This is a genomic window from Bradyrhizobium ottawaense (genome assembly GCF_002278135.3).
Classification (GTDB): Bacteria; Pseudomonadota; Alphaproteobacteria; order Rhizobiales; family Xanthobacteraceae; genus Bradyrhizobium; species Bradyrhizobium ottawaense.
Genome location: NZ_CP029425.2, coordinates 5649489 through 5662447 on the forward strand (window position 1 = coordinate 5649489; position 12959 = coordinate 5662447).

The 12959-nt window shown below is 65.2% G+C and carries 13 protein-coding genes; all 13 read right to left on the bottom strand.

What is annotated here, in order from left to right:
* Nucleotides 1-57: 57 nt before the first annotated feature.
* Nucleotides 58-936, bottom strand: coding sequence for an SMP-30/gluconolactonase/LRE family protein (locus CIT37_RS26935; RefSeq protein WP_161966555.1), 879 nt, complete (start codon nt 934-936; stop codon nt 58-60).
* Complete coding sequence (locus tag CIT37_RS26940; RefSeq protein ID WP_095426490.1) at nt 936-2012, bottom strand: aldose epimerase family protein; 1077 nt, start codon at nt 2010-2012, stop codon at nt 936-938. Before CIT37_RS26940 ends, CIT37_RS26935 begins: the two co-directional genes overlap by 1 nt.
* Before the next feature lie 2 nt (nt 2013-2014).
* A complete protein-coding gene (locus CIT37_RS26945) occupies nt 2015-2941 on the bottom strand; it encodes a Gfo/Idh/MocA family protein (protein ID WP_028142396.1) in 927 nt (308 codons plus the stop codon).
* A complete protein-coding gene (locus CIT37_RS26950; protein ID WP_038947151.1) occupies nt 2938-3702 on the bottom strand; it encodes a FadR/GntR family transcriptional regulator in 765 nt (254 codons plus the stop codon). Before CIT37_RS26950 ends, CIT37_RS26945 begins: the two co-directional genes overlap by 4 nt.
* A complete protein-coding gene (yjfF, locus tag CIT37_RS26955; RefSeq protein WP_095426489.1) occupies nt 3699-4679 on the bottom strand; it encodes a galactofuranose ABC transporter, permease protein YjfF in 981 nt (326 codons plus the stop codon). Before yjfF ends, CIT37_RS26950 begins: the two co-directional genes overlap by 4 nt.
* Nucleotides 4676-5668 carry an ABC transporter permease gene (locus tag CIT37_RS26960; protein ID WP_028142393.1) on the bottom strand — a complete coding sequence of 331 codons (993 nt, stop codon included), beginning with the start codon at nt 5666-5668 and terminating at the stop codon, nt 4676-4678. Before CIT37_RS26960 ends, yjfF begins: the two co-directional genes overlap by 4 nt.
* Complete coding sequence (locus tag CIT37_RS26965; RefSeq protein WP_095426488.1) at nt 5665-7209, bottom strand: sugar ABC transporter ATP-binding protein; 1545 nt, start codon at nt 7207-7209, stop codon at nt 5665-5667. The genes CIT37_RS26960 and CIT37_RS26965 overlap by 4 nt, the downstream gene beginning before the upstream one ends.
* Before the next feature lie 117 nt (nt 7210-7326).
* Complete coding sequence (gene ytfQ / locus CIT37_RS26970; protein ID WP_018315902.1) at nt 7327-8292, bottom strand: galactofuranose ABC transporter, galactofuranose-binding protein YtfQ; 966 nt, start codon at nt 8290-8292, stop codon at nt 7327-7329.
* A gap of 380 nt (nt 8293-8672) precedes the next feature.
* Nucleotides 8673-9845 carry a fumarylacetoacetate hydrolase family protein gene (locus tag CIT37_RS26975; RefSeq protein ID WP_028142391.1) on the bottom strand — a complete coding sequence of 391 codons (1173 nt, stop codon included), beginning with the start codon at nt 9843-9845 and terminating at the stop codon, nt 8673-8675.
* A gap of 95 nt (nt 9846-9940) precedes the next feature.
* Nucleotides 9941-10999, bottom strand: a complete 1059-nt coding sequence (locus CIT37_RS26980; RefSeq protein WP_038947144.1) for a YeiH family protein — start codon at nt 10997-10999, stop codon at nt 9941-9943.
* Nucleotides 11000-11109: 110 nt separating this feature from the next.
* A complete protein-coding gene (locus tag CIT37_RS26985) occupies nt 11110-11451 on the bottom strand; it encodes a hypothetical protein (protein ID WP_240536282.1) in 342 nt (113 codons plus the stop codon).
* A 42-nt stretch (nt 11452-11493) separates the two neighbouring features.
* Nucleotides 11494-12207: an ABC transporter ATP-binding protein gene (locus CIT37_RS26990; RefSeq protein ID WP_038970575.1), complete on the bottom strand. Its 714-nt coding sequence runs from the start codon at nt 12205-12207 to the stop codon at nt 11494-11496.
* Nucleotides 12204-12959, bottom strand: a complete 756-nt coding sequence (locus tag CIT37_RS26995; protein WP_038947140.1) for an ABC transporter ATP-binding protein — start codon at nt 12957-12959, stop codon at nt 12204-12206. The genes CIT37_RS26990 and CIT37_RS26995 overlap by 4 nt, the downstream gene beginning before the upstream one ends.

Sequence of the window (12959 nt, forward strand, 5' to 3'; positions counted from 1 at the left end):
GTGTCAGACTGTTTCTTTATTTCGTCGAGAACGTCGTCGTGGGCTGCCTCCGGTCTCCTATGCGAGCTTGACGTCGGGCTCCGCGCGACCGCGCGCGGATGCCTCCAATAGAAACGTGCAACCGGCTTGCGGATCGGCGGCGCGCGCTGCCGCGTCCATATCCTGCCACGCTGACGTGACAAGGAGGCGCGACAGATCGGAACCGACGAAAGCCGGAGAGCTCGCCTGCTTCGCCGGCACGCTCAGTGAGCGCAGAGGCTCGCCTTGCGGAGAATAGACATCGATACGGCTCGCGCCCCAGCAGGCATTCCAGATCTTTCCGTCGGCATCGCACACCGAGCCATCGAGGCCGCCGATGCCGGTGTGGCGCAGCAGCACCTCCGGCTCGCCGCGCGGCAGGCCGGTCGCGGGATTGAGCGGGACTGCATAGAGCACGGCACGCGCAGTGTCGGTGAAATAGCCAATGGCGCCATCCGGCGAGAAGCAAATCGAGTTGGGAATGCTGATGCCGGGAAACAGCGTCGAGATCTTGCCGCGATGGAGCGCGTAGATCGCCCCCGCCTTCGGCTCGGCCTTCTTGCCCATGGTGCCGATCCAGAACGTGCCGGACTGGTGCACACGGCAATCATTGGAGCGCGTGGCAGGATTGTCCGCCTCGAGCGGACAGAACAGCGTCATGGCGCCGTCGGCAAGCTTGCGGATATACAGACCGTCCTCGGCGACGATCAACTGGCGCTCGGCATCGATGCGCCCGAGCGCGCTCGCCATCCGGCCGAGCGCATGGACGCGGATGCTGCCGCTGCCGAGTTGCGCCTCGAACAGCCGTCCTTCGCGGATGTCGAACCACCACGCCGTATCGGTGGTCACGTCATAGGTCGGGCCCTCGCCGAGATGGCAGGGATCGTCCGAGAGAACTGATGTCGGCACCTGTTCCATCATGACGTCCTCACACCGAAGCGATAGACCGTGTGGTGCCGATAGGCTCCGCCGGGATCGAGGCGCGGGCTCGGAAAATCCGGCCGGTTCGGCGCGTCAGGCCAGATGTGCGGCTCCAGGCACATGGCATCCGATTGCCGGATCAGCTTGCCGCCCTTCCCCGAAATCGTGCCATCGAGATAGTTGCCGGAATAAACCTGAACGCCGGGCTGATCGGTGAACAGCTCCATGACGCGCCCCGAGCGCGGTGCCTCCAGCCGGGCAGCAAGTGCGAGCTTGCCGTCGCGCGCGAGGCAGTAGGTGTGGTCGTAACCCCTGCCGCTCTGCAATTGCTCATCGCTCTGCCGGATGCGCTCGCCAACCTGCCGAGGCTCCCGGAAGTCGAACGGCGTGCCGGCCACCGCGCGCGGCGGTCCGGGCAGCGGAATGGCGGTGGGATCGATGGCGAGGAAATGTTCGGCGGCAACCGTCAGCCTGTGATCGAGAATGGGCGTGCCTGACGTTGCGCCTTCCAGATTGAAGAAGCTGTGGTTGGTCAGGTTGACGATGGTGGGACGGTCGGTCCGCGCCTCCATGCTCAACGACAATTCGGTCGGGCCGGTGACGCGATAGGTCAGGCGGACATCGAGCTGGCCGGGATAATTCTCCTCGCCATGCGGACTGACATAGGTCAGCGTCACCGCGGGCTCGGCGCCGTCGTCGATCTCCGCAATCTGCCAGAGCTTGCGGTCGAATCCATCGAGGCCGCCGTGCAGCGCGTTCGGCCCGTTGTTGACGGGAAGTTGCACCGTCTCGCCGTCGAGCGAGAACTGCCCCTTGGCAATGCGGTTGGCATAGCGGCCGACGGTGGCCCCAAGGAACTTTCGCTCCGCGAGATAGCCGGCGAACGCGTCATGGCCGAGCACGACGTCGTCATGACCGCCCTTCACATCCGGCGCAATCAGCGCCTGGATCACCGCGCCGTGGGTGATGATGCGCGCCTCGAAGTCGCCCTCGCCGCGCAGCACGATGCGCTCGACCTTGCGACCGTCAGGCAGTGTGCCGAAGATGTCTTTTGTGATTTTTGATGCGGCCATGTCTAATCCACAAACGGTTCGACGACGGTGCGCCTGCCGAGCAGGAAGGCGTCGGCAACGAGGCGAAGCGGCGTCAGATCGACGTCGCTTGCGCCGGTCGCCGCGAGCTCGACGAAGCGCCGGTAGAGCCCGCGATATTCCTCATCGGGCGCCTCGGCAAGCACCTTGCCGTCGACCTCCAACCGCGCGCCACCGCTGGACAAAGTCATCCGGCCCTGGTCGGTATCGACGAGGATATCCCAGCTCTGCGGTCCGGTCTGGCGGAAATCGAACTCGGCGGTGACAGCAAGGCCGTCGATGTCCGTCAGCGTCAGGTTCGCCGCAATCGGTGCCTGGCAATTGGCGGGAAACGCCAACTCGGCCGCGGTGACGAACACGGGCTTCGGCAGGATTTTGGTCAGGATCGACAGCGCGTTGATGCCGGGATCGAACACGCCGAGGCCGCCTGGTTCCCAGATCCAGCCCTGACCGGGATGCCAGACGCGAACATCCTCCTTCCAGCTGACGTGCACCGACTTGATGCGTCGCTCAGCGAGCCATTGCCGCGCGGGCTCGACCGCCGGCGCATGGCGCGAATGCCAGGTCGCAAACAGGGTGCGCTTTGCCTCTGCCGCCATCGCTACAAGCGGATCGAGCTCGGCGACACCGATGCCCGGCGGCTTCTCCAGCATGACATGCTTGCCGGCGGCGAGCGCCGCGGCAGCCTGCGCGCGACGCACCTGCGGCGGTGTGCAGAGCGAGACCGCATCGATCGGCGGTCCCTTTTCCAGCAGCTCCTCGATGGTCGCGAAATGCGGCAGTCCTGGCAGCGAGGCGTTACGGCTGGCAATGGCCGCCAGCGCCGCGCCCGGCACGGCGGCGATTGCGCCGACATGCTGGTCACGCGCGATCTTGCCGAAGCCGACGATGGCGATGCGAAGTTCCGTCACGATCCCTCTCCAGATTCCACGGAGGCCGGTGCGGTCTCGATGACCGTGCCCTCATGGCGATGCATGCCGTTATGAATGACGAAAATCATCGCCTCAGAGGCGGCCTCCGCATCGCCGGCCGCAATGGCATCGACGATCTTCTGGTGCCAGAGCAGCACCGTGTCGCGGTCTTCCAATTCGACCGGCGCACTCAGCAGGAACGAGGCGCGAAGCGCGGCCTCGATGACGTGACCGATCGAGCGCATGAACAGGTTGCCGGAGGCGCGCGCCACGGCGACGTGGAGTGCGAGGTCGGCATCGGCAAAGCCGACCGAATCGGACGCTTCGAGCCGCATGCGGTCCATGCTGCGCCGAAGCTCGGCCAGGTCCTCCTCCGACCGCTGCGCGGCCGCCAGCATCGCCGCGCGCGGCTCGACCGCGAGACGGATCTCGGCGAGGTCGTTGAGGAAACGCTTGTCGATGCCGGCGTCCAGATGCCAGGCCAGGACGTCGGCGTCGAACATGTTCCAGGCGGCGCGTTCGCGTACGACGGTGCCGACGCGCGCCTTGGTGGTCAGCAGGCCCTTGGCGACCAGGGTCTTCACGCTCTCCCGCAGCACCGGCCGCGACACGCCGAACATCGCGATCATCTCGGCATCACCAGGCAGGCGAGTACCCTCGGCGTAGCGGCCGGCGATGATGTCGATGCCGATCGAGCGGGCGACCTCCGCATGGTTGGAGTGAGCCCGCCGCGTCGGGATGACGACGATGCGCGATGTCATGTGGCGGCTCCTGCGCTCTTCGCCAGCGGCCGGCGCGCGAGCGCGACCAGTCCCTGCTGCAAGGCAACAAAGGCGAACAGCAAGATACCGGTCGCGATCTTGGTCCACCAGCTCGACAGCGTGCCGTCGAAATTGATGTAGGTCTGGATCAGGCCCTGGATCAGCACGCCGAGGAAAGTACCGATCACCGAGCCCTGCCCGCCCGTGAGCAGCGTGCCGCCGATCACGACGGCGGCGATGGTCTCGAGCTCGACGCCGACGGCGGAAAGCGAATAGCCGGCGCTGGTGTAGAACGAGAAGACAATGCCGGCGATGCCTGCGAGCAGGCTCGACAGCATGTAGATCTTCACCGTCATCTTGCCGACCGCAACGCCCATCAGGCTCGCGGTCGTCCGGCTGCCGCCGAGCGCATAGACGTTGGCGCCGAACCGGGTGAGATGCAGCAGCAAGGCTCCGCCGATCACGATCGCGAGCATGATGATCGCAATTGCCGTCAATCGCCCGCCACCCGGCAATCGCAAGGCGAAGTCCGACACGGTGGAATAGATCGGCGCGGTGATCGGTATGGATTCGGTGGAGAGCAGGAAGCTCGCTCCGCGCGCCAGGAACATGCCGGCGAGCGTCACGATGAAGGGTGGCAAATCAAAGACATGGATCACCGCGCCCATCGCCGCACCGAAGGCCGCCGAGAGTGCGAGGACGGCGACGAAAGCAACCAGCGGCGGCATGCCCCAGCGCTCGATCGCGAGCGCAACGAAGACCGTGGTGAAGCCGATCACCGAGCCGACCGAGAGATCGATGCCGCCGGAGATGATGACGAAGGTCATGCCGGCCGCGACGATGCCGAGGAAAGCGTTGTCGGTGAGGAGATTGCCGACGACGCGGGTCGAGGCGATGTTGGGAAACTGCACCGCGCAGGCTGCGAAGCCCGCGACCAGCACGATCGCCGTAATGAGGGCGGGCGGCAGACCTCTCATGCCTTCGTCCTCCGCAGCCGCGCAGAGATGCCGGCAAAGCCGGTCAGCTTCGGCGATTGCAACAACAGCACCGTGAGCACCACTACCGCCTTGACCAGCAGGTTGAACTCCGGCGGATAGCCGGACAAAAGGATGCCGGTGTTCATGGTCTGGATGATCAGCGCGCCGAGTACGGCCAGCACGAGGCTGAAGCGGCCGCCGAACAACGAGGTGCCGCCGATCACCACGGCCAGGATCGCATCGAGCTCGAGCCAGAGGCCGGCATTGTTCGCGTCTGCCCCCATGATGTCGGCCGCCGCGATCACGCCAGCCAGCGCGGCGCAGACGCCGCACCAGACATAGACCGACAGGATCATCGCACGGGTGCCGACGCCGGCAAGCTCGCTCGCCCGCGCGTTGCCGCCGGTCGCCTCGATCAGGAGCCCCAGCGCCGAGCCACGTACCACCGCGCCGGTGAGGATCAGCATGCCGAGCGTAATCACGACCGGTACCGGCAGGCCGAGCACCGAGCCATTGCCGAGCCAGACCAGATCCGGCGAGGAGAACGTCACGATGCGTCCCTCGGTGATGAGCTGGGCGATGCCGCGTCCGGCCACCATCAGGATCAACGTCGCCACGATCGGCTGCATGCCGAGTACCGCGACAAGGAAGCCGTTCCACAGCCCGCAAATCAGGCCCGCGCCGAGCGCTGCCGCCAGCACGACGGCCAGACTGTGAGTGTCGGCGAGGCTCGCCGCGATCGCGCCCGCGATCGCCATGACGGCGCCAACCGACAGATCGATGCCGCGCGTCGCGATCACCAGAACCATGCCGAGTGACAGCAGCGCCACCGGCGTGCCGCGGTTGAGCACGTCGATCAGGCTGCCGAACAGACGGCCGTCCTGGAGGCGCAGGTCGAAGAATTGCGGCGACACAACACGGTCGACCGCGAGGATGACGATCAATGCGAGGATCTGGGCAAGGCCGCGGCGCGGCAACAGCGCTGTCATGTGTGGGCCTCAAGCGCAACAGCGACGCTATCGGCGGCAATGGCCGCGAGAATGTTGCCGACGTCGACCGCGTCGCCCGCCAGCTCCTCGACATGGGCGCGGTCGCGCAGCACCACGACGCGGTCGGAATAGGTCACGATCTCATCGAGCTCGGAGGAGATCACGAGCAGCGACAAGCCGTCGTCGCAGAGCTCGCGGATCAGGCGGATGATCTCGGCATGCGCGCCGACGTCGATGCCGCGGGTCGGCTCGTCCAGCACCAGAAGCCGCGGCGAGGTCGCGAGCCAGCGCGCCAGCAGAACCTTCTGCTGATTGCCGCCGGACAACAGGCCGACGGGGCGCTCAGCATCGGGCGGACGGATGTCGAGCATCTTGACGTAGCGGCGCGCGATCTCGTCCTGCTCGCGGCGCGACAGCGGCCGATGCAGGCCGCGTTTGGCCTGGAGCGCGAGCACGATGTTCTCGCGCACCGTGAGCTCGGCAACGATGCCGTCGGTCTTGCGCTCCTCCGGGCAATAGCCGAAGCCGTGGCGTACGCCGTCGCGAGGCGACTGCAGCCGCACCGGCACACCTTCCACCCTCGCCTTCCCGCCATCGGCGCGCTCGGCGCCGAACACCAGCCGCGCCGTCTCGGTCCGGCCCGAGCCGAGCAGGCCGGCGAGACCGACGACCTCGCCATGGCGCAGCTCGAGATTGAACGGCGCGACATAGCCGGCCTTGCCGTAATTCTCGAAACTCGCGCAGATTTCGCGCACCTTGTGCTCGCCCACTGATGCGCGTGCGCTGGTGGTCTCGGCCAACTCGCGGCCGAGCATCAGCCGGATCAGCTCGAGGCGCGGCAGCGAGGCGGTCTCGCGCTCGCCGACGAGGCGACCGTTGCGCAGCACGGTGATGCGATCGGAGATCTCGTAGACCTGGTCGAGGAAGTGACTGACGAAGACGATGCCGATGCCGCGTTTCGCGAGCTGGCGCATGATGCCGAACAGGATCTCGACCTCGTGACGGTCGAGACTCGCGGTGGGCTCGTCCAGGATCAACACCCGCGCGGAGAGATCGACGGCGCGCGCGATCGCGGTGACGTGCTGCACGGCGACCGAATAGTTGCCGAGCGGCGCGGCGACGTCGATGTCGAGGCCAAACTCCGCAAGCAGCGCCTTGGCGCGGCGGCGCATCTCGCCCTCGCGCACGATGCCGAAGCGTATTGGCTGGCGATCGAGGAACAGGTTCTGCGCCACCGACAGGTTCGGCAGCAGATTGACCTCCTGGTAGACGGTGGCAATGCCCGCTGCCAGCGCTGCCTTGGCCGAGCGCGGCGCGACCTCTTCACCGCCGATCCTGACGATGCCGGCGTCGCGTGGGAATACGCCGGTGACGACCTTGATCAGCGTGGACTTGCCGGCGCCGTTCTCGCCGAGCAACGCATGGATCTCGCCGGCGCGCAGCGTGAAGTCGACCTCCTGCAGCGCGCGCACAGCGCCGAAGCTCTTGCTGATCCCGCGCACCTCAAGAAGGGGCAGAGCAGGATCGGGGCTGTTCTGCATGGCAAATTCGCTCCCACGGGTGCCCGCCATTGAAGCGGACACCCAGCCTAGTCGTTCGTGCAGCGGTTTCGAAGGGGGGCGACGGACCACCGGAAGCGGTCCGGCGCGGCGCCCGCCTCAGTAACCGAGGCCCTTCTTGCTGTCGTAGATCTTCTGCGGATCATCGGCGGCAGTATAGAGCTTGGACTCGGTCTGAATCCACTTCGGCGGAACCGTGCCCTTGCCCTTGAAGGCTGCGACGGCATCCAGTGCTGGGCCGGCCATGTTCGGCGTCAGCTCCACCGTGGCGTTCGCTTCGCCGGCAACCATCGCCTTGAAGATATCGGGGACCGCGTCGATCGAAACGGTGAGGATATCCTTGCCGGGCTTGAGGCCGGCTTCCTTCATCGCCTGAATCGCGCCCACCATCATGTCGTCGTTGTGGGCGTAGACCGCGCAGATGTTCTTGCCGCCGCCTTCGGCCTTGATGAAGCTTTCCATCACCTCCTTGCCCTTGGCGCGGGTGAAGTCGCCGGTCTGGCTGCGCACCACCTTCAGGTTCGCGTGCTTGGCGATGGCGGTGTCGAAGCCTTTCTTGCGGTTGGTGGCGACGCTGGCGCCGACGGTGCCCTGCAGCTCGACGATGTTGCAGGCCTTGGCGCCGACTGTCTTGGCCAGCCAGTCGCCGGCGACCTCGCCCTCATGCACGCTGTCCGAGGTGACCGCGGTGAGATAGAGCTCCTTGCCGGACGGATCGATGTCGCGGTCGAGCAGCACGACCGGGATCTTGGCTTCCTTGGCCTCCTTCAGCACCGAGTCCCAGCCGGTCGAGACCACGGGCGCGAGGAAGATCGCATCGACGTTCTGCGCGATGAAGGAGCGGATCGCCTTGATCTGGTTCTCCTGCTTCTGCTGCGCGTCGGCGATCTTGAGATTGACCTTGCGCTTGGCGGCCTCCTGCTTGGAGACCGACGTCTCGGCCGCGCGCCAGCCGGATTCCGATCCGATCTGCGAGAAGCCGATGGTGAGCTCGGCGGCATTCGCGGGCAGCGCGAGCAGCAAGGCGGCCGTGGCGCTGGCCGCAAAGAGGGCTTTGAGGATCATCAGGCGAGTCTCCCAAGATGTTATCCGGGGCGCCTATTGGTAACATGGCACCCGCAGGCCGGCCTTCGAGGCGGCGGGAGGGACTATTTCACGGAAGAAGAGTTCCGACTAGTCATATTATTTTACTATTTAGAGGAAATCGCGCCGAGCGGCGGCAGGCGGTTCTAAGACACGCCAAGCGCGATTTTGTTCCCCCGATGCAACGGGAAGATGAAGGAGGTTTGTAGGTGAGTCCAGCCACGGACAACCGTCATGGCCGGGCCTGTCCCGGCCATCCACGCCTTACCTCGCCTGACAAAGAACGTGGATGCCCGGGACAAGCCCGGGCATGACGGCCTCATAGACGTTCGCGTGGGAGGTCAGCTGCGAGACGTGAAGCGCTAAATCAGCTTCCGCTGCGCCAGGTTCTTCATCAACGCACCGATGCCGAAGGTCCAGGGCTCGCACTCGTCGCTGGTGCGCATGCGGTTGACGAGCTTGCCGAGCTGGGGCGCTGCGATCGTGACGATGTCGTCGCGCTTGTGGGTGAACCCCTGCCCCGGCGCATCGCGATCCTTGACCGGCGCGAACATCGTGCCGAGGAACAGCACAAAGCCATCAGGATATTGATGCACCTTGCCGATGGTCTGCTCGACCAGATCGGTCGGATCACGGCTGATCTTGCTGATCGAGGAATGGCCGTCGAGAACGAAGCCGTCCGCCCCCTTCACGTTCAGGCTGATGTCGAGCTTGCGCGCATCGTCGAGCGTAAAACTGTCGTCGAACAGGCGCAGCAGCGGTCCTATCGCGCAGGAGGCGTTGTTGTCCTTGGCCTTCGACAGCAGCAGCGCCGAGCGTCCTTCGAAGTCGCGCAGATTGACGTCGTTGCCGAGCGCGCCGCCGACGATCTTGCCGCGGCTCGACACGAACAGCACGAGCTCCGGCTCCGGATTGTTCCAGGTCGATTTCGGATGCAGGCCGGCATCCATGCCGGTGCCGACCGAGGACATGGTCGGCGCCTTGGTGAACACTTCGGCATCGGGACCGATGCCAACCTCGAGATATTGGCTCCAGGCGTTCTGGTCGATCAGCACCTGCTTCAGATGCATCGCCTGGTCGGAGCCAGGCTTGAGCTTCGACAAATCATCGCCGATCAGCCGCGTCACTTCCTTGCGGATCGCTTCGGCCGAGGCCGGATTGCCCTTTGCGCGCTCCTCAATCACGCGCTCCAGCATCGAGATGGCAAAAGTGACGCCGGCAGCCTTCAGCGTCTGCAGGTCCACGGGCGCAAGCAGCCAAGGTTTTTGGCGATCGCGCTGGTCCGGCGCCGTGTTGGCCACGATGGCGTCGAGATCGCCGATGCGCTCGCCCTTGGTCAGGCTCAGCGCCTTGGCCGGGTTGTCCTCTTCGCAGAGCGCGCTGATGGTCGGAAATCTTGCGGTGACGTCGAACACGCCGTCGCCACGGACGGCGACCACGGCCGGACCGTTCGCCTGCGGCAGCCAGACGCGGCCGGCGAGTGTGCCGCGTGTTCCGTCCTCAGGGAGAAGGTCTTTCACCGTCAATGTCGTCATGGCCGCGCCCTCGTTGTTTATCGGATCAGCCGCAGCCGATCACATTGGCGAAAACCAATAAACGTCTGGCGGGGGAAGTCCAGAGAGCGCGCCGCTCACTTGAACCAATGCACCAGTGCGATGCTGATGCCGAGCAGCAGCATCAGCGACAGCGTTACCGCGGCCGTCACCCGCCCGCCGACATTGGCGAGCACGCGTACGTCGACGCCGAGACCGAGAGCCGCCATCGACACCACGGTGAGAAAGCTCGTGATCTTGGTCACCGGACCAACCACCGTCCCCGGCACGATTTCGAGGGAACGCAAGGTCGCCAGCGCCAGAAAGCCGAGGATGAACCAGGGCACCAGGCGGAAGAAGCCAACATGGGTCTTCTTGGCATCGCTCTGCCAGCGCGAGGCGGCGAGCGACAGGCCGACCACGACCGGCCCGAGCATCAGCACACGCATCAGCTTCACGAGCGTGCCGATCTGTGTCGAGACGAGCCCGGCCGGGACCGTCGCGGCCAGCACCTGCGGCACCGCATAGACCGTGAGGCCGGCGAGGATGCCGTATTGCGTGGCAGACAATTGCAACAGCGGAATCAGCAGCGGCAGGCCGAGCACCATCATCACGCCAAGGATCGCTGTGAAGGAGATCGAGGATGCGATCTCGTCATTGTTGGCGCCGATGATCGGGGCCACGGCGGCAATCGCCGAATTGCCGCAGATCGAGTTGCCGCAGGCGATCAGGATCGACAACCGCGTCGACAGACCCAGCATCCGGCTGATGCCAAAGGAGACGCAGAGCGCAATCACCACGACCGCTGCGATCGACGCCAGCAGCGCGACGCCGGAGGCCGCGATGGCGGCGAAGCTGATCGAGGCGCCCAGCAGCATGACCGCGACTTCGAGGAGCTGTTTTGCGCTGAAGGCGATGCCGGCCTGCCAGCGCGGCGCGGGTTTCCAGAAGCTGCGCAGGGCCATCCCGAGCAGGATCGCCATCACCAGCGCCTCGACATAGGGATGCTCGAAAACGCCAAGCTCCGCCCTTTCGAGCAGGGCCGAGACACCGGCGACGGCGACACAGAGGAGGATGCCTGGAATCAGCGCGAAAATACGGCTCGCGGCGGTGGCCGGCTTGGCATCGGCCGGGCTGGATGCTTGATTCTGCGACACAAATCTCTCCCAGAGGAGAAAGATTTATACGCAGCGCCAGCTCAATGGGGAATAAGTTTTCGACATATCAGGGCCGAGGGAAGTTCTGTCCTAACCCGGAATAAACGGCCTCAGAAGATTAGGCTCTTGGCGAGCGAGGCCACACGGCTGAACCCGTCGTAAACGCCGGGTTCGAAGAACGCTGCACGCGCGAGCACGATTCCGGCCACGAGCGACCAGAACACCCCGGTGCCGACCCGCAACAGGAGCTTTGACGCGCGCGACTTCGGCTGGGCATCCGTCGCGGATACCAACTGCTCGCCAAAGGGCTCAAATCCAGTGCGTTCCATAGCAGGCCAATCCATCAATTCGTGGCTGAAATGTCGTCTTTTCGACCCCAAACAGCAATGGAAGCGATTGGCTTTTTTGGTCCCCCGCGGGGAAACTCCTTCCGCCGGAATGACCTCGGACAACCGCTTTCTTCTTCGGGCCTATTCGGACACCGCCCGCCCGGCTCAGAGGGCCAGATAACGCCGGCGGATGGCGTCGTTGGCCTTCAGCTCGTCGATTCCGGCGGCATAGACGATTTGGCCCTTGTCGATGACCGTGGCGTGGCTCGCGAGCCCCAGGCAGAAATGCATGTTCTGTTCGGCGATCAGCACGGTCGATCCGATGCTTCGAAGCTGCCGCAACAATTCGCCGATCCGCTGCACGATGATCGGCGCAAGCCCCTCGCTCGGCTCGTCCAGCAGCAACAGCGCAGGATTGCCCATCAGCGTGCGCGCGATGGCCAGCATCTGCTGCTCGCCGCCCGAGAGACGCCCGGCAATGCGATGGCGCAGCGGTTCCAGCAGCGGGAAGACCTCATAGATGCGCTTGATCGGCCATTCGTCCTGGCCCTCCGGCCCCCTCTTCTTCCCGATGACGAGATTGTCCTCGACCGTATGCTCCGGAAAGATCTGGCGGTCCTCCGGCACGAAGCCAAGACCGGCGCGCGCAATATGATGCGGCTTCCGGCCCGAGATCAGAGCACCGCGCAGGCTCACTTTGCCCCGTCGCGGCGGCGCCAGCCCCATGATCGCCTTCATGGTCGTCGATTTGCCGGCCCCGTTGCGGCCCAGGAGTGCCATGGTCTCGCCTTGCCGCACCGAGAGGCCGACACCGAACAGGATCTGGCTGGTGCCATAATAGACGTCGAGATCGGCGACCTCGATGACGACAGAGCTCATCCGGCCGCTCCTGCATGTTCGGTGCCGAGATAGGCTTCGATCACGGCGCTGTCGTTGCGGATCTCCTCGGGCGTGCCGGTGGCGAGGATGCGGCCGTAGCAGAGCACGACGATTTTTGGCGCAATCTTGAAGACGATGTCCATGTCGTGCTCGATGAAGACGACCGTGATTTTTTGCGTCTCCCAGAGCTCGCGCACCTTGTCGATCATGCGCCAGCGCTCCTCGGGGCCCATGCCGGCGGTGGGCTCGTCCAGCAGCAGCACCTTCGGTTCGAGCACCAGCGCCAGCGCAATGTCGAGCAGCTTTTGATCGCCATGTGACAGCGTCGCGGCCGTGCGATGGCGCTTGCCGGCAAGGCCCAGCAGCTCCATCACGTGCTCGGCGCGGTCGCGCGTCTCCGGCAGAGGAAAGCGCTTGTGCAGCACTGCCGAGGTGCGCTGGTCGGCACTGACGGCGGCTAACATGGTCTCCTGCACCGTCAGCGACTTGAAGATGCTCGCCACCTGGAAGGCGCGGCCGATGCCGTGACGGACGATCTCCGGCGGCGAGCGGCCGGCGAGGTCGACACCGTCGAGCAGCACCTGGCCGGTGTCAGGCTTCAACGCGCCGGTGATCAAATTGAAGAAGGTGCTCTTGCCCGCGCCGTTCGGACCGATCACCGCAGTGAGCGAACCGTCGGGGAAATCCAGCGAGACGTCGTTGGTCGCCTTCACGCCACCAAAGGATTTTGCGAGGTTGCGGATCTCCAGCAT